Here is a 16,474-nt window from a genome sequence, read left to right on the forward strand (position 1 = left end):
CCCTTGTGATCCCCGCTCGGAGGCGTTCACTCCGTTCGTTCTGTTGTGTCTTAATCTTTTCAGCCGCTCAAGTCCCTGTCAAATTGACCGGACCGACTCGACTTTCCAAGAATTAAGCCGCGCCCCCTTTCGGAGACAACCCCTCTAACTTACCAGCAGATCCGAAGTGATGCGAAACCAGCGACGGACGACCGCGAAGGTAGTGGGATTTGCCGGGCATCTCCGAGGCTCTGAGGAACCTCTCGATCGCCCTGCGGGAAGTAACTCTAGCAGCCTGCACCGCGTACTCGGGCCGACTCAGGTAATCAGAAGGTTCTTCCCTTCCCACCAGACACTCAAACCTCGGCAACGAGCTCCCCAGCCGGCACCGTGGGGCAAGCCGGCCGCAGGTCATCCGCAATCGCCCCCAGGTACGAAGTAGGTCACGAGCAGACTGCGCTCACGGAGGGGTGACCGCTATGACCCGGTCGGAGTTCGATGACATCCGCGCGTTCCTCGCCGACGAGGCGACCCACGCTGGTGACCTGCTGCGGATCGCCAGAACTCTGATCGACGACCTGGAGCACGCCCGGCTGCGCGAGGCCGTGTTGCGTTCGCACTATCTGCGGCTGCTGACGGCGGCGCGGGCGACGGTGGCGGCCGACATCGTGGGCTCGCCCGACCCCCTCGGCTTCATCCGGCACGAGCTGGCCGAGCGGGGGCAGCTGCCGGAGGACGGTGAGGCCGTTCACCGCATCCTCGCCGACGCCCGCGCGGCGGCCGCCCTGCTCGCCTGCCTGGAGAGCCGCGACTTTGAGGGCCCGCCCCGCGAAGGACGGTCTCCCGAGGGACGGTCCCTCGAGGGGCGAGCACTCCCAGGGGAGCTCCTCCCTGACCGAACGGAGGAGCTTCCGGGCCAGCCGGCACTCGAAGCGCAGGCGGTGCAAGGCCAGACGGTGGAAGGCCAAGCGGTGGAAGGCCAAGCCCAGGAGAGGGACGGCATGGACACGCGGGCGCCGGAAGGCAAGGGGCTCGTGGAGGGGCCGACGTTCACCGGGCAGGGCTTGGAGGGCCAGGACGTCCAGCTCGCGCAGGATACGCAGCTCCCCCTGGAGGGCGACGTGACGAACCAGAGTCCGCCGCGCTCCGGTGCCCCGCGAATGCGCAGCTGCATCGGCACCGCACGCATCCTCCCCCGCTGAAGCGACCGGTTCGCCTCGGCGCGGCGACGGTCCTGTTCCGTAGTAGGGGCCATCCAGCCCCTCTGACGAGACCGTCCGACCTTGGTTGAGATGGTCAACCCGCCGCCTTTCTGAGGCGCCCATCCCGCCCCGGGGGCAACCGTCCCGTTCCGGGGGCGACCGTCCCACCCCGGAGCAGCCGTCCCACCCCCGGGACGGCTGTCCTGTCTCGGAGGGGGGGCCACCCGCCTCTCCGATGCGACCAGCCGGCCTCGGCTGAGGGCGGCGTCGTGTTCGGCTGCGACGGCCCGAGGGGCGGCGGTCAGGCGCTGACATGATGACAACTTCGGGCATACCCGCCCTTGGTCGACCGCCTGTAAGACTGCGCATATGTGGCAGCGGGGGCTGAATTGGGTGGCAGTCGGCTTGGTCGGGCTATTCGGCCTGATGTGGGTCGGCATCGTGATTTATGCGGATCAGGGGTCGCCCGGCTGGATGCGCGGCGTCCAGATCGTCTTCGGGGTGTTCTTGCTCGGCTGGGCCGTACGCAAGACGTACCTCATGGTCAGCCACGCAACCCAGGAAACGAAGAAGTCCCCGGCCTCCGGATGATCCGGTGGCCGGGGACTTCAACCTTGGTAGCGGGGACAGGATTTGAACCTGCGACCTCTGGGTTATGAGCCCAGCGAGCTACCGAACTGCTCCACCCCGCGTCGGTGTGTCTGCACTTACTCTACAGGCCCCGGAGGAGTGCTTTGACCACCGAGGTGGTCCGTTCACCCGAAAGCCCGGTCTCCGTTTCCGGATCCCGGGCCTTCGGCCTGGTAGCGGGGGCAGGATTTGAACCTGCGACCTCTGGGTTATGAGCCCAGCGAGCTACCGAACTGCTCCACCCCGCGTCGTCGTGCTTATGAAGGCTACCGGGCGACGCGGGGCGGACGCAAACTGAATGGCGCTAACCGGTCGGCGTGGCCGACGGTGACGCGCTGGGCGCGGCCGGCGGCGAGTCTGTCGGTGTGGCGGACGGTGATGCCGGCGGTGACGCCGGCGGGGAGCCTGACGGCGTCGGTGACGGCGAGGACTGCGGCTGGGCGTTCGCGCCCTTCAGCGCTTCCAGCGCCTCCTCCAGCCGCTTCTGGGCGTCGCCGTAGGCGTCCCAGTCGGGTGGGCTGGCCTGCAGCGCCTTCTGGGCGTCGGAGTAGGCCTTCTGGGCGTTGGAGATCGCGGTGTTCAGTGCCGTGCTCGCCTGGTCGGGCTGAGCCTGCTGCTGCTCGTCCGTCTGTTCCTGCTCTTGCTGCTGCTGTTGCTGCTCGCCACCGAAGACCTCTTGCAGGGCCTCCTCCAGCGTGCGGGCCACACCGATCTTGCTGCCGAACGACACCAGGATGCGCTGCAGGATCGGGTACGGCTCCTGCCCGCCGCCCGCGGCCACCTGGATGTAGACCGGCTCGATGTAGACCAGCCCGCCCGCGTACGGAAGCGTCAGCAGGTTGCCGTAACGGACCGACGAGGCGCCGACGCCCAGCAGGTTGAGCTCACCCGCGAAGCGGCTCTGGAAGGCGTTCTGTGCCTGTCCTGGGCCGGGGATCGGGGTGCTGGACGGCATGCGCAGGATGCGCATCCGGCCGTATTCGCCGCTCGCCGACGAGTCGACGGCCATGAACGCCGCCAGGTTCGGACCCTGACGCGGCACGAACGTGGTGGTCAGCGAGAACGTCGGCTGGCCGCCCGGCATCGTGGTGGTCAGGTAGTAGGGCGGCTGCTTGATGTTCTTCTCGCCCTGCGTCGGGTCGTTGGGGACGTTCCAGAAGTCCTGGCCGCTGTAGAAGGCGGCCGGGTCGGTGATGTGGTAGCGCGACAGCGTGTAGCGCTGCACCTTGAACAGGTCTTCCGGGTAGCGCACGTGCTGCTTCAGCTCGGCGCTCATCTCCGAGGCCGGGCGGATCGTGCCGGGGAAGGCGTTGCTCCAGGTCTTGAGCAGCGGGTCGTTGCTGTCCCACGCGTAGAGCCTGACCGTGCCGTCGTAGGCGTCGACCGTGGCCTTGACGGAGTTGCGGATGTAGTTGATGCGGTCGCTCGGCTGCTGGGCGATGACGCGCCGGTCGGTCGAGGTGTCGCGCGTCATCTCGCCGAGGCTCTCGCTCTGCGAGTACGGGTAGTCGTTGCTCGTCGTGTAGCCGTCGACGATCCACTGCACCCGACCCTCAATGATCGCCGGGTAGGCGTTGCCGTCGAGCGTGAGATAGGGGGCGACCTTCTGGACCCTCTCGCGCGGGTTGCGGACGTACAGGATCTTGGAGTTGTCGTTGACGTCGCCGGACAGGACGATGTTCGCCTCGCCGTACTTGGCGGCGTAGAGGAGCCGGTTGAGGAACGAGCCGACGGGGACGCCGCCCCGGCCGGTGTAGGTCGTGTTCTTCTGGCCGGTGCCGCCGGTCTCCGGGTAGTCGAGCTCCTGCGGCGCGTTGGGGTTGCCGCCGGCGATGACGTATTCGGCCGAGGCCGGGTCTTCGCCGTAGTAGATGCGCGACTCCTTGAGCTGGGTGCTGTTGACCAGCGGGCCGGTGACCGGCATGTCCTTGGCGTCGTAGTCGGGCAGGCCGCTGGTGTCGACCTTGTTGCCCGGCGCGGCGACGAAGCCGTAGCCGTGGGTGTAGACGAGGTGCCGGTTGATCCAGTTGTTCTGGCCCTCGGGCGGCCCGTCGAGCTCGCGGACGCCGACGATGTGGTCGATCAGCTTGCCCGAGCTGTCGGGGTAGCGGTCGACGTCGAGCGGGTCGGCGAAGCTGTAGAAGCCCCTGATGCGCTGGGTCTGCTCGTAGGTCGAGGAGACCAGGGACGGGTCGAGCAGGCGCACGCCGGAGACGGAGGTGTCGCCGTTGGCCTGGACCTTGGTCGGGTCGGCCTGCGCGTTGTACGTCTCGACCTCGGTCTTGTCGACGTTGTACGCCTCGCGTGTCGCCTCGATGTTGCGCCCGATGTAGGGCGACTCCTTGCCCTGCTGGTTGGGCTTGACCTGGAACTGCTCGACCAGCGCCGGGTAGACGCCGCCGATGAGGATGGCCGAGAGCACGAGCAGGCCGAAGGAGACGCCGGGCAGCATGCCGCCCGGACGCACCACGCCGGCGAAGAAGAGCGCGGCGCAGATCAGCGCGATGATCGCGAGGATGGTCTTGGCCGGCAGGACGGCGTTGACGTCGGTGTAGGAGGCGCCGTGGACGAAGCCCCGGTCGGAGAAGACGAGTCCGTACCGGTCGAGCCAGTAGGCCACGGCCTTGAGCAGCACGAAGACGCCCAGCAGCACCGACAGGTGGACGCGGGCCGCGCGGGAGGCGTGGACGCCGGGCGACTGCAGGCGGAAGCCGCCGTACAGGTAGTGCGTGATCGTCGCCAGCACGATCGAGATGATCACGGCGGTGAACAGGAAGTTCAGCACCATCCGGATGAACGGGTAGTCGAACATGAAGAACGAGATGTCCATCCCGAACAACTTGTCCGTCTTGCCGAACGACTCCCCGTTGATGAACTGCAGCCACGTCTGCCACTGGCCCGAGAAGGACGAGCCGGAGAAGAGGGCGAGCAGCGCCATGCCGACGATGAAGATCAGCTTGCGGTGGGGGTCGAGCGCCATGCGGTAGCGGTCGGCTCCGCTGGCGCCGCCGAACATCGCCGGTCCGAACATGGGCCGGGTGCGGAAGGCGAGCAACATGTTGCCGCCCGCGATGGCGACCATGAGCACCGCTCCGACCAGGAACAGCACGATCTGGGTCAGCACCACACCGCTGAAGACCGTCGTGAATCCGGTCGCGTCGAACCACAGATAGTCGGTATAGATGCCGGAGAACAGGAAGAAGAATGCCACGATCGCCACGAGGGCGATCGCCACAGGCAGAAGCAGTCGCGGTCGGCGGGGCAAGCGCATCGCCCTGCCGGCTCCTGGGGTCCGGAAGCTCAAGGCCAACCCCTCGTCGTAATGAAGAAACGGTCCGTGTCTGGCAACCTACACCGCAGGGCCAGCCGTACGGCTAACGCACGGCGAGCGCCAGAAGTTTCATCCGGCCTCGCACGCGGGCACGTCGCCCTTGCCGGTGCGCAGCGCGTCGAGCGACGCCACCGCGCTGTGCAACGTGTCGGCCCTGACCAGCCGCAGCCCGTCAGGAACGCTTTTGAGCGCCTCTGCGCAGTTGTCGGCCGGGGTCAGGAAGATCGTGGCGCCTGAGTCCTTGGCGCCGACCATCTTCTGCGCGATGCCGCCGATCGCGCCGACCTCGCCGGCCGGGGTGATGGTGCCGGTGCCGGCGATCTGCTTGCCGCCGGTCAGCTCTCCAGGGGTGAGCTTGTCGAGGATGCCGAGCGAGAACATCAGCCCGGCGCTCGGCCCGCCCACGTCGCCCACGTTGATGTCGACGTCGAACGGGAACTTGTACTTCGCCTGCATCATGACGCCGACGACGGTCTGCGCCTTGGGGCCCGCGACCGTCTGCACGGTGACGTCGAGCTTCTGCGTGCCCCTGGTGACGTTGAAGGTGACGCTCTCGCCCGGCTTGTGTGCCTTGACCGCGTCGGCGACGGCGGTGACGTCCTTCGTCTCCTTGCCGTCGACGGAGTTGATCTCGTCGCCCTTCATCAGCTTGCCGTCGGCGGGCCTGCCCTTCTCGGTGGAGACCACGCCCACGACCATCGCGTAGGGGACCTTCAGCTCGTTGAGCGCGGCGGCGGTGGCGGAGTCTTGGGAGTTGGTCATCTCGACGGTGTTCTCCTCCTCGACCTCCTGCGCGGTGCGGTCGGGAGCGAAGATCGTCTCCTGCGGGACCACCGCGACGGTCGGGTCGAGCCAGCCGCGCAGCGCCGTCAGCAGGTCGATCTTGGCGGCGGGGCCGCCCTGGTAGGCGACCGTGACCAGTTGCAGCGAGCCGCTGGTGGGGTAGGTCTGCCTGCCCTTGATCGCGATGACGGGCTTTTTGTTCACCTCGCCGATCGTGTTCTCCGTCGGGCCGGGGCTCAGCACGACGTACGGAACCGGCTGGAACGCGCCCGCCACGCCGAGCGCGAGCACGAGGAATCCCGCGAGCAGGAGCGTCAGGGCGCGTCGAGACATGTCTTCGAGCTTATTCGCCGGCGCCGACCCACTCGGTCTCGCCGTCGGCGAACGCCTGATGTTTCCAGATGGGGACGCGGGCCTTGAGGTCGTCGATGAGCCGCCGCGCGGCCTTGAACGCCTCGTCGCGGTGGGGCGCGGCGACCGCGACGATCACCGCGGTGTCGCCGAGCGCGAGGTCGCCCACCCGGTGCACGGCGGCAACGGCGGTCACCGGGAAGTCGGCGGCGACCTTCTCGGCCACCTGGCGCAGCTCGGCCTCCGCCGAGGGGTGGGCGGAGTAGGCGAGCCCGGTCACCGGCTTGCCGTGGTCCTGTTCACGGACGGTGCCGAGGAACAAGGCGGTGCCGCCGGCGGCGTGGTCGCGCACGGCGGCCAGCACCTCGTCGACCGAGAGCGGGGTCTCACGTATGCCGAGCAAGCGGATGACGTCCACAGAAAGAGCCTAACCGTTACGAGCGACGCTTCTTACGTACCTGACGGACGATCGCGGCGGTGCCGATGACGGCGACGGTGGCGCCGGCGGCGGTGAGCGTGGCCTCCTTGACGGGCAGGCGGCGCCCGACCACGGTCGTACGGTTCTCGCGCAGCTCCAGGAGCTGCTCGAACGCGGCCTCGTTCGTCCATTGGGGCTTCCAGCCCGCCTCGCGCAGCGCGGCGCAGTCGACGACCCACGGATAGACGACGTAGTGCAGGTCGGTCGCGGGCGCCGGGGTGACGCCGAGGCGGTGGAGGCGCTGCGCGGTGCCGAACGTCAGGCCGGCGGGCAGCTCAAGGCTCCTGATGCCCGAGAGCTCCTCGATCTGCTCGTGCTCCAGCCAGCCGTCGCTGCCGACCGCGACCACGCCGCTGACCAGGCCGCGGGCGGCCAGTTCGAGGGCGGAGACGAGGTCGTCGATGTGGCAGAACTGCCAATGGGGGTGGCAGCCCTTGACCGTGAGCAGCCTGGGCGACTCGAAGTGGCGGGTGATCACGGTGTCGACCCCCGGGCCGACGACGGCCGCGGGGCGCAGCACGGTGATCTCCAGGCCGGGGTGGCTGCGCAGCGACCTGCGTACGAGGGACTCGATCTCCAGGAAGTCGCCCACCACGCCGGTGTCGGGCTCGGCGGCCACGGGGGCGTCTTCGGGCAGCGGCACCTCGTTGTCGGCTGCGGCGCCGTACACCATCGCGCTGGTGACCAGCACGACCTTGCGCACGCGTGCGGCGGCGCAGGCGGTGAGCACGGTCTGCGCGGCACGCAGGTTGTACGCGCGCCGCTCCCCCGGGTCGGAGTCGACGGCGTAGTCACCGGCGAGATGGACCAGGACGTCGATGTCGGAGATCCGGTTCGCCAAGAGCGGATCTCGTACGTCGATCACTCTCCACGTGGCCTCCTGGATGTCGCCGCGCTGCTCGTCGATGGCCACCACTCTGCGGAAATCCGCGGCGGATACGAGCCTCGCGAGCAGCTCGCGGCCCAGGCCGGAGGCCGCGCCTGTGACGGCGACGACGGGTTGGCGCGAGCGTTTCGAGGTTGGCACCAGGTCCTCACTTTGCACTGATCCGCCGTAGGACGACTAACGTGGCGGATGTGGACTCCTCCATCCTGCACGAGGTAGAGCGGTGACTGACCTGCCAGGTCGCGAAAACGACCCCAACGAGAACCCGTTCGCCATGTTCGGCAACCCTGAGCAGATGGCTCAGGCGATGCGCCAGTTCGCCGACATGTTGTCGGCGCCCCAGGGTTCAGGCCCTGTCAACTGGGACATGGCCAAGAACATCGCCAGGCATTCCGTGGTCGCCGAGGGCGACCCGAGTGTCATGGAAGGCGAGCGCCGCCAGATCATCGAGGCGCTCAGCCTGGCCGACCTGTGGCTCAACGAGGCGACGACGCTGCCGAGCGGCGTGACGACGCCGCAGGCCTGGAGCCGGTCCGAATGGATCGAGAACACGATCCCGATCTGGCGCAAGCTGTGCGAGCCGATCGCCGAACGCATGGTCGAGACCATGGGCGGCGCGCTCGGCGGCTCCGGCCTGCCCCCTGAGGCCCAGCAGATGGCGGGGCCGCTGATGGGCATGCTGAAGCAGATGGGCGGCATGATGGTCGGCCAGCAGATCGGGCAGGCGATCGGTTCGCTGGCGCGCGAGGTGATCGGCACCACCGACATCGGTCTTCCCCTGTCCGACACCGCGGCGCTGCTGCCCGGCGGCATCGCGTCCTTCAGCGAGGGCCTCGAGATCCCGTCCGACGAGATCCGGCTCTATCTGGCGCTGCGCGAGGCCGCGCACCACCGGCTGTTCCAGCACGTCCCGTGGCTGCGCTCGCATCTGCTCGGCGCGGTCGAGGAATACGCCAGGGGCATCACGGTCGACACCTCCGCGCTCGAAGAGCAGATCCGCGGGCTCGACATCAACAACCCGCAGGCCATCCAGGAGGCGCTGAGCGGGGGCAACCTGCTCAAGCCCGAGGAGACCGAGCGGCAGAAGGCCGCGCTCGCGCGTCTTGAGACGACGCTCGCGCTGGTCGAGGGGTGGGTGGCCACCGTGGTCGACCGCGCGGCGCAGGGCAAGCTGCCCTCCGCGGTGGCGCTGGCCGAGACCGTGCGCAGGCGCCGGGCCACCGGCGGGCCCGCCGAGCTGACGTTCGGCACGCTGGTGGGTCTGGAGCTGCGGCCGCGGCGGCTGCGCGAGGCCGCGGCGCTGTGGCAGGCGCTGGAGAACGCGCGCGGCGTCGACGGGCGCGACGCGCTGTGGAGCCACCCCGACCTGATGCCGACGGCCGAGGACCTCGACGACCCCGACGCGTTCGTACGCGGTGAGGCCACCTGGGACATCTCCCAGCTCGAGGCCAAGCCCGACGACGAGGGCGAGGAAGGCAAGCGTTGACCCTGCACGCCGACGCGGTGGCGGTGCTGTCCTCCTGGGCCGCGCCGACGCCGGAGGAAGAGGCGCTGCGCCTGGAGTTCCTCGATCACCTGCGCGCTCACGACGACGCGATGCTGCGCGAATGCGTGCCCGGGCATCTGACGGCGACGACGGCGGTGCTGTCGCACGACGGGTCCCAGGTGCTGCTCACGCTGCACCCGAAGGCGAAGATGTGGCTGCCGATGGGCGGCCATTGTGAGACCTCCGACACTTCGCTGGCGGAGGTGGCGCTGCGGGAGGCGTGGGAGGAGTCCGGCATCACCGGCCTGCGCCTGCTGCCCGGGCCGCTCGCGGTCGACCGGCACCTGGTGTGGTGCCATCCGCCGCACAGCTGGCATCTCGACGTCGAATACGCCGCGGTGGCGCCTCCCGACGCCACGACCGTGATCAGCGACGAGTCGCTCGACCTGCGGTGGTTCCCGGTCGACGAGATCCCCGAGCCGTCCGACGAGGCCACCAGGCGTTTGGCCGCACGCGGACGTGAGGTGCTTGGCTCAAGCTCACGCGCGCTTGGGCTTGGCTAGAGTCCTTTTGCGTCGTTCCAAAGGGGGGCTCGTGTGGAGGGTTCGGCCGTCGGCGGCACGATCGTGACGCCGGTTCGCAAACGTCGCAGGATGCCTCGCGCGGCGCTGACCTGGGTGGCCGTGACCCCGTTCGCCGCGTGGGCGGTGGCCAGGGTGGCCGGCCTCGAACGCGGGTCGCTGCCGACGCAGCTCATGACGGCGACGCCGTACGCGGCGGCCGGTTCGCTGCTCCCCCTCGTCATCGCGGCGCTCGGACGCAGGCGCGCCGCGACCGTCGTCGCGCTGCTCGCGACGACGGCGCTCGGCTTCAGCGTGTTGCCCAGGGCGCTCGGCACCGCCGACGCGGCCAAGGGCAGGCCGTTGCAGGTCATGACGGTCAACATGTTGTTCGGCAAGGCCGACGTGGGAACGATTCTACAGCTCGTACGCGAGTACAGGCCCGACGTGCTGAGCACTCAGGAGCTGACGCCGGGGGCTGTCGCCGACCTCGACGCGGCCGGTTTGAAGGAGCTCATGCCGTACCGCGTGCTGGAGGACGAGTGGAACGCCAGCGGCAGCGGGCTGTTCTCCCGGCATCCGATGGAGCCGCTCACGAGCTGGAGCGCGCCGGCCGGGCACCACATGCCGGCGGCGACGATCGCGCTGCCCGGGGGCGAGCCGATCGAGTTCATCGACGCGCATCCGTTCCCGCCGCTCGGGCCGCAGGTCGCCGACTGGAAGCGGGCCCTTGAGTCCTTCCCGTCCGCCTCGCCCGACCGGATCAGGATCATCGCGGGCGACTTCAACGCCTCGCTCGACCACTCCTCCATGCGCCGGTTGCTCGCGCGCGGCTACAAGGACGCCGCCGACGAGGTCGGGGCCGGGCTGATCCCCACGTGGCCGGCCAACAAGAAGGTGCCGCCGCTCATCACCATCGACCACGTGCTGGTCGATCGGCGGGTGGGGGTGCAGGAGGTGAGCGTGCGTGACGTGCCGCGCACCGATCACCGCGCCGTGCTGGCCCGGCTCACCGTGCCGTGATCAGGGCTCTGGTGCTCTCCCAGCCCTCCAGGCCGGGGTCGAGGCGGGCGAGGTCGCTGGGGGTGCGCAGGCGGTGCCAGCCCGGGGTGGTCGCCACCCTGCGGGGGCCGGGGGCCTGCGCGCGCAGGTCTTTGACGACGTCGTACGCGTCGAGGTCGGGCTCGGCCCACTCCGGCGCGGGCAGGGCGCAGGCCATGGCGACGGCTCCGCCGTTCTCCGCGGGACAGATCGTGATCTCGGCCCGGCCCAGCTCCCTGAACAGTTTGCCCACCAGCAGGGGCGGCAGGTCGGGCGCGTCGGCGCAGATCACCGCCGCCTGATCGGCCTTGAGGCGGGCGAGGGTGGTTTTCAACGGTTCGCCCTCGGTGATCGTGATCACCTCGGTGCCCGGCCAGACGATGTCGTCGAGGCCGGGGACGCTGGTGGCGAGCACGGGGGTGACGAGGTCGAGGTCGGCGACCATCTCGTACGTGTCCTCGGCCACCGCCTCAAGGAACCGCGCGGGATCGACGCCTTCGGGCGCCGCGTCCGCCATGTGCCGATGAACCAGGACCGCGACGATGCGCGTCAACACTCCTCCGGTGCGGTGTGGGCCGCGGCGGAGAATCCCTCAAGGAACCCGCGGGCCCGCTCCGCCTTCGGATACTGTTCTACCAGTGCCCAGAACTTGGGCCCGTGGCTGGGCACCAGCAGGTGCACCAGCTCGTGGATGATCACATAGTTGATGACCCATTCGGGCAGGCCCTTGAGCCTGGTGGAGATCCGGATCGTCCCGGTCTCCGGGGTGCACGAGCCCCAGCGGTGCTGCTGGTTGTCCACCCAGCGCACGCTCACCGGGTCGGGCTCGCCGTCCAGATATCTGGCCGACAGCTCCTTGGCCCGCTCGAGCAGAGCCTCGTCGGTCGGCCTTCGACGTCGTTCTTTCGCGGCCAGCCGATCCAGCATGCGGCTCACCCATTCATCCGCGTCTTCACCGCTCAGCCAGGCGGGCAGGAGCACGATCGTCTTGTCGCCGTCGCGGTAGGCGGAAACCGTACGCCGGCGACGAGAACTGCGACGAACCTCGACTGTCTCGGGGGGCACATATGCACGTTAGCCGAGACTGACGAAATTCCACAGAGGGTGGACCATGTTTCTGCTGGTCAGATGATTAAGAGCCGGTGAATTTGGGCATGCGCCTTTCCCGATGGGCGGTCAGGCCCTCGATCATGTCGGCGGAGGCCATGGTCACGGGCTGGGCCAGGGATTCCCACATCAGCGCGGCTTCCAGGTCTTGATGGTCTTGGTTGAGGGCTACTTTGGTGAGGCGCGTGGCAATGGGGGCGTTCTGGGCGATCTTCCGGGCGATGGCCTCCGTTTCCGACATTAGATGATTTTTCGGGAAAGATTGATTTACCAGTCCTTTGTCGGACGCTTCCTGCCCAGAGACGCTGCGACCGGTCAGCAGCATCTCCGCCGCCAACCGCGCGCCCGCCCTCCTCGGCAGCAGGTACGTGGCGGCCATGCCCGGGTGCAGGCCCAGCGACGTGAACGGGGCCAGCAGCTTGGCGTCGTCGGCGGCGTACACGAGGTCACAGGCCAGCGCCACGCACAGCCCCGCACCCACCGCGGGGCCGTTGACGGCGGCGATCGTGGGGATCTCGAGCTCGGTGATCGCCAGCCAGGTGCGGTAGAAGGCGAGCATGCGCTCGCGGAGTTGCGGGACGGCCTCCGTACCGCGCTCGCCGATCCACGACAGGTCACCACCGGACGAGAACGCCGACCCCGCGCCGGTCACGACCAGGCACCGCGCCTGCCGGTCATCGCCCAGCTCCGCCATGACCGCCCGCCACTCGGCCGTCATGGTGTCGGTCATGGCGTTGCGCATGTCGGGGCGGTTGAGGGTGATGAGCACTACTCCGTCATCTCTGCGATCAACCAAGAGCTCGTTCATGCCGGGAAGCGTAACCCGCCCCACTCCCCCGCCCCCGCCCCCACCGCCCAGCACCTCAGCACTCCACGTCCCACCGCGCAGCGCTCCAGCACTCCACGTCCCACCGCCCAGCGCTCCAGCGCTCCAGCGCTCCAGCGCTTCAACGACCCAGCGCTTGGCGCTCGAAAGGACCGACCGTCCGGCCGCTCAGCGGACCGGCGTTCCAGCGCTTCGGCGCTCCTGCGGTCCGGTACTCCGGTGCGTCGGCGCTTCGGACTCCCGCCGGAGCACAGCACTCGCCGCAGCCTCGACTCCCCGCCTCCCACGCTCTCCGGCCCTTCTTCCATCGACCGCTTCGCTCTCTCGCCGCCGCGCCAGAGCGTCCCGGTGGCTGTTCATCCACAGGTCACTCGCCATGTGCCTGGTTATCCACAGTCGGGGCCGAAGTCCCTCCTGATCTTGCTCGGTCGTGAAAATCTTCCGGCCATGAGGCCACGTGTGAAGCCCGCCCTCCGGCACCTCCTGCGCGACGAGAGCACCCTCCAGCTCGGCACGCACCCGCTCAGAGCGGTGATGCTGAGCGGACTGACCGAGCGGGTGCTCGAGTGGATCGAGCGTCTCGACGGCACGCGGGAGCTGGAGACCGTGCTGGAGGAAGCCGCACTCGCAGGGCTCGACGAGCCGCGCGCCCGGTGCCTGATCGACCATCTCGCCGCCCAGGGCGCGCTCCACGACGCCTCACTCGAACCCGGTTGCCTCAGCGACCTGCCGCTGGCCCAGCGCGACCGGCTCAGACCCGATCTCGACGCCCTCGACCTCGCGTCAACCACCCTCGACGGCATGATGACGACGTTCGAATGCCGCCGCCAGGCCCGCGTGCGCGTCTACGGCGCCGGCCGGGTCGGCGCTCAGATCGTCGCTCTCCTCGCGGCCGCCGGCGTGGGCAACATCCGTGTGCTCGACCCGGCGCTCGCCCGGCCGGGCGACCTCACACCAGGCGGGTTGACCTGGGCGGAAGTGGGCCTCCCTCGGGAGGTGGGCGCCGTCGCCGTCGCCCGCCGCCTCACCGCCGGCGACCCACCGCCTCCGTCGCACATCCAGTCCGAGGACCTGGCCCAGCGCATCCCACCCCCTGCCGGACCTGTCCCTACGACACGCTTTCCGCAGGATTCGGCGGTGCGCTGGGGCGGCATCACCCCATCCATCACCGGACACCCGGCTCGGGCCGCGGTCACCCATTCACCCACCTCACCGGCCGGCCGCCCCTCCCCTCAGCGCACCACCCCACCCTCCCCACAGACAGGCGGCACGTCTCCTGCGCAGGCAGCGAAACCGCCGCAGGGACCAAGGTCGGCGCAGGGACCAAGGTCGGCGCAAGCGACAGGACCGGAGGAAACCCCAGGCCCTGGGTCTAGGTCTGAGCCTGCGACCGGGTCAAGGCGGGGGTCTGAGCCGGGGACCGAGTCAAGGCGGGGGTCTGTGCCAGGGGCAGACCGGCGGTCTCGGCCTGGCGCGGAGCAGAAGGCGGGACCTGGCGCGGAACGGCGATCCGTGCCAGGGGCGGAACGGCAATTCGGTCCTGGGGCGGAGCAGAGGTCTGGGCCCGGAGCTGAGGAGGGGCCCGGAGCTGAGGAGGGGTCTGGAGCTGGAGAGGGGGCGAAGGCCGGATCCCGAGGGAAGAAGCCGGCGCGGAGGCCGAAAGGGGTGCCGCGGGTCAGTGCGTACGAGAGCGAGTTGGGTGAGGAGGCGTGCCGGCCGACGGTCAATGTGCTCGCCGGAGGGCCGTATCTTGGGGACAAGACCGATCGACCTGACCTCGTCATCCTGGCGCCGGTCACTCCCCTCGACGGGGTGCTGGTCAACGAGCTGATCGACCTCGACATCCCCCATCTTCTGGCATCCGCCTTCGAGGGACACGGCACGGTGGGCCCGCTGGTCCTGCCGGGCATCACGGCGTGCGTGCATTGCCTCGACCTGACCCGGCGCGACCGTGACCCGGAGTGGGGGATGGTCACGGCACAGCTGGGCGGCTATCCGCCGGGCGAGATCGCCTGCGACGTGGCGCTGGCGGGCGTCGTCGCGGCGGGGGCGGTGGGGCACGCGCTGGCGTTCCTCGACGGAAAAACCCCTGCTGTGACCAACGGCACAGTGGAGGTAACGCCTGATTGGCGGTGGATAGGGAGATCGTGGGTGATACACCCGCAATGTCGCTGTATGCGAAACAATCGATATTCGCTAAGAATGGTCATGGCACCCAACCGCGACTGACGTGCTCAAAGGATGATCACGAAGGGGGGAAGCGGTATCTCGCCGAGGTTCCGCGCATCAGTGTGAACGATCTCCCGCGCCGTGCCGTCACGCGCTCGGCCAAGTTGGCCACCCTTCCGCTCGGTTTCGCCGGCCGCGCCGCCCTCGGCCTGGGCAAGCGCATCGGCGGCAAGTCGGCGGAGATCGTGGCCCAGGAGGTGCAGCAGCGTACCGCGGAGCAGGTCTTCAAGGTGCTCGGCGAGCTCAAGGGCGGAGCGATGAAGCTCGGCCAGGCCCTGTCGATCTTCGAGGCGGCACTGCCGCAGGAGATCGCCGGCCCCTACCGCGCCACGCTCACCAAACTCCAGGAGGCCGCGCCGCCGCTGCCGGTGTCGACCGTGCACAAAGTGCTGGCCGAGCAGTTGGGTGACGACTGGCGCAAGCACTTCCAGTCGTTCGACGACCGGCCGACCGCCGCCGCCTCCATCGGGCAGGTGCACAAAGCCGTGTGGCAGGACGGCCGGGTGGTGGCCGTCAAGATCCAGTACCCGGGGGCGGGCAAGGCGCTGCTCGGCGACTTCGCGCAGCTCTCGCGGCTGGGCAAGCTGTTCGGGGCGCTGCTGCCGGGGCTCGACATGAAGTCCGTGCTGAGCGAGCTGCGCGAACGCATCGCCGAGGAGCTCGACTACCTGCGCGAGGCCGAGGCGCAGCACGCGTTCGCGCTGGAGTTCAACGGCGATCCCGACTTCTACGTGCCCGACGTGGTGGCCGCCAACGAGATGGTGCTGATCACCGAGTGGATGGACGGCACGCCGCTGTCGCGCATCATCACCGAGGGCACCAAGGAGCAGCGCGACCAGGCGGGGCTGCTGTTCGTACGGTTCCTGTTCTGCTCCCCCGCGCGGGTCGGGATGCTGCACGCCGACCCGCACCCGGGCAACTTCCGCATGCTGGACGACGGGCGGCTCGGCGCGCTCGACTTCGGCGCCGTCAACCGGTTGCCCGAGGGGTACCCGAAGGCGTTCGGGCAGCTCACCCGGATCTTCAACCAGGGCGACATGGAGACCGTCATGGCCGGGCTGCGGCAGGAGGGCTTCATCCGCGAGGACATCGAGATCGACCCCGACGCGTTGCGCGCCTTCCTCGCGCCGTATGTGGAGCCGACGGCGGTGGAGGAGTTCACGTTCAGCCGGGAGTGGTTGCAGGCGCAGGCCGCCAGCGTGACCGACCTTCGGCCCACGAACGTGGTCCGCCAGCTCAACCTGCCGGCCTCGTACGTGCTGATCCACCGTGTCCACGCGGCCGGCATCGGCGTCCTCTGCCAGTTGGGCACCACGGCCCGCTTCCGCGACGAGGTCATCCGCTGGGTGCCCGGCTTCGCCGACGACGCCGACCCCAACCCAGACGACGAGGCCCTGGCTGTCAGCTGACCGGGCCAACTCGATGCCGTGGGCTCGGCGCAATGGCTTGGCGCCCGGTGAGCGTGCGCGGCAAGGGTGGCGCGGTGAGTTGGCGCGGTGAGTTGGCGCGGTGAGTTGGCGCGGTGAGTTGGCGCGGTGAGTTGGCGCGGTGAGTTGGCGCGGTGAGTTGGCGCGGTGAGTTGGCG

General features: G+C 69.2%; 15 protein-coding genes and 2 tRNA genes. 7 read left to right on the plus strand and 10 right to left on the minus strand.

Annotation, left to right across the window (positions count from 1 at the left end):
* Nucleotides 1-458 precede the first annotated feature (458 nt).
* Complete coding sequence (locus tag AB0K18_RS41535) at nucleotides 459-1,181, plus strand: hypothetical protein (protein ID WP_364926252.1); 723 nt, start codon at nucleotides 459-461, stop codon at nucleotides 1,179-1,181.
* 393 nt (nucleotides 1,182-1,574) lie between these two features.
* Nucleotides 1,575-1,772, plus strand: coding sequence for a hypothetical protein (locus tag AB0K18_RS41540; RefSeq protein WP_364926254.1), 198 nt, complete (start codon nucleotides 1,575-1,577; stop codon nucleotides 1,770-1,772).
* Nucleotides 1,773-1,796: 24 nt separating this feature from the next.
* Here AB0K18_RS41540 and AB0K18_RS41545 read toward each other — a convergent pair.
* The 6 genes from AB0K18_RS41545 to AB0K18_RS41570 all read right to left on the minus strand — a co-directional run bounded on the left by AB0K18_RS41545 (nucleotide 1,797) and on the right by AB0K18_RS41570 (nucleotide 7,784).
* Nucleotides 1,797-1,873: transfer RNA gene (locus AB0K18_RS41545), tRNA-Met, on the minus strand.
* Between the two features lie 109 nt (nucleotides 1,874-1,982).
* Nucleotides 1,983-2,059: transfer RNA gene (locus AB0K18_RS41550), tRNA-Met, on the minus strand.
* Nucleotides 2,060-2,115: 56 nt separating this feature from the next.
* On the minus strand, nucleotides 2,116-5,082 hold the full coding sequence (locus AB0K18_RS41555) for a UPF0182 family protein (protein WP_364926255.1): 2,967 nt from the start codon (nucleotides 5,080-5,082) through the stop codon (nucleotides 2,116-2,118).
* 129 nt (nucleotides 5,083-5,211) lie between these two features.
* The gene (locus tag AB0K18_RS41560) at nucleotides 5,212-6,258 is read right to left on the minus strand and encodes a PDZ domain-containing protein (RefSeq protein ID WP_364926256.1); all 1,047 of its coding nucleotides are present in this window, start codon (nucleotides 6,256-6,258) and stop codon (nucleotides 5,212-5,214) included.
* A 10-nt stretch (nucleotides 6,259-6,268) separates the two neighbouring features.
* The gene (locus AB0K18_RS41565) at nucleotides 6,269-6,694 is read right to left on the minus strand and encodes a molybdenum cofactor biosynthesis protein MoaE (protein ID WP_345389687.1); all 426 of its coding nucleotides are present in this window, start codon (nucleotides 6,692-6,694) and stop codon (nucleotides 6,269-6,271) included.
* Between the two features lie 16 nt (nucleotides 6,695-6,710).
* A complete protein-coding gene (locus tag AB0K18_RS41570) occupies nucleotides 6,711-7,784 on the minus strand; it encodes an NAD-dependent epimerase/dehydratase family protein (RefSeq protein WP_364926409.1) in 1,074 nt (357 codons plus the stop codon).
* Between the two features lie 130 nt (nucleotides 7,785-7,914).
* Here AB0K18_RS41570 and AB0K18_RS41575 point away from each other — a divergent pair, with 130 nt between their 5' ends.
* From AB0K18_RS41575 to AB0K18_RS41585, 3 genes are all read left to right on the plus strand, one after another.
* On the plus strand, nucleotides 7,915-9,126 hold the full coding sequence (locus AB0K18_RS41575; protein WP_364926411.1) for a zinc-dependent metalloprotease: 1,212 nt from the start codon (nucleotides 7,915-7,917) through the stop codon (nucleotides 9,124-9,126).
* Nucleotides 9,123-9,689, plus strand: coding sequence for an NUDIX hydrolase (locus AB0K18_RS41580; protein ID WP_364926258.1), 567 nt, complete (start codon nucleotides 9,123-9,125; stop codon nucleotides 9,687-9,689). Before AB0K18_RS41575 ends, AB0K18_RS41580 begins: the two co-directional genes overlap by 4 nt.
* A 90-nt stretch (nucleotides 9,690-9,779) precedes the next feature.
* Nucleotides 9,780-10,709, plus strand: a complete 930-nt coding sequence (locus AB0K18_RS41585; protein ID WP_364926260.1) for an endonuclease/exonuclease/phosphatase family protein — start codon at nucleotides 9,780-9,782, stop codon at nucleotides 10,707-10,709.
* Here AB0K18_RS41585 and AB0K18_RS41590 read toward each other — a convergent pair.
* From AB0K18_RS41590 to AB0K18_RS41605, 4 genes are all read right to left on the minus strand, one after another.
* Nucleotides 10,696-11,280 carry a hypothetical protein gene (locus tag AB0K18_RS41590; protein WP_364926261.1) on the minus strand — a complete coding sequence of 195 codons (585 nt, stop codon included), beginning with the start codon at nucleotides 11,278-11,280 and terminating at the stop codon, nucleotides 10,696-10,698. The two genes, AB0K18_RS41585 and AB0K18_RS41590, sit on opposite strands and share 14 nt — an antisense overlap.
* Complete coding sequence (locus AB0K18_RS41595) at nucleotides 11,277-11,792, minus strand: M48 family metallopeptidase (RefSeq protein WP_344883689.1); 516 nt, start codon at nucleotides 11,790-11,792, stop codon at nucleotides 11,277-11,279. The genes AB0K18_RS41590 and AB0K18_RS41595 overlap by 4 nt, the downstream gene beginning before the upstream one ends.
* Nucleotides 11,793-11,859: 67 nt before the next feature.
* Nucleotides 11,860-12,642, minus strand: a complete 783-nt coding sequence (locus AB0K18_RS41600; protein ID WP_364926262.1) for an enoyl-CoA hydratase-related protein — start codon at nucleotides 12,640-12,642, stop codon at nucleotides 11,860-11,862.
* A gap of 801 nt (nucleotides 12,643-13,443) precedes the next feature.
* Nucleotides 13,444-13,716, minus strand: a complete 273-nt coding sequence (locus AB0K18_RS41605; protein WP_364926263.1) for a hypothetical protein — start codon at nucleotides 13,714-13,716, stop codon at nucleotides 13,444-13,446.
* A 639-nt stretch (nucleotides 13,717-14,355) separates the two neighbouring features.
* On the opposite strand from AB0K18_RS41605, the gene AB0K18_RS41610 reads away from it, so the two are divergent.
* Together AB0K18_RS41610 and AB0K18_RS41615 are read left to right on the plus strand one after the other, a co-directional pair.
* On the plus strand, nucleotides 14,356-14,889 hold the full coding sequence (locus tag AB0K18_RS41610) for a hypothetical protein (protein WP_364565907.1): 534 nt from the start codon (nucleotides 14,356-14,358) through the stop codon (nucleotides 14,887-14,889).
* Nucleotides 14,890-14,951: 62 nt separating this feature from the next.
* Nucleotides 14,952-16,298: an AarF/UbiB family protein gene (locus AB0K18_RS41615; RefSeq protein WP_364926264.1), complete on the plus strand. Its 1,347-nt coding sequence runs from the start codon at nucleotides 14,952-14,954 to the stop codon at nucleotides 16,296-16,298.
* Nucleotides 16,299-16,474 lie beyond the last annotated feature (176 nt).

Source organism: Nonomuraea sp. NPDC049421 (genome assembly GCF_040677005.1).
GTDB classification, from domain to species: Bacteria; Actinomycetota; Actinomycetes; order Streptosporangiales; family Streptosporangiaceae; genus Nonomuraea; species Nonomuraea salmonea.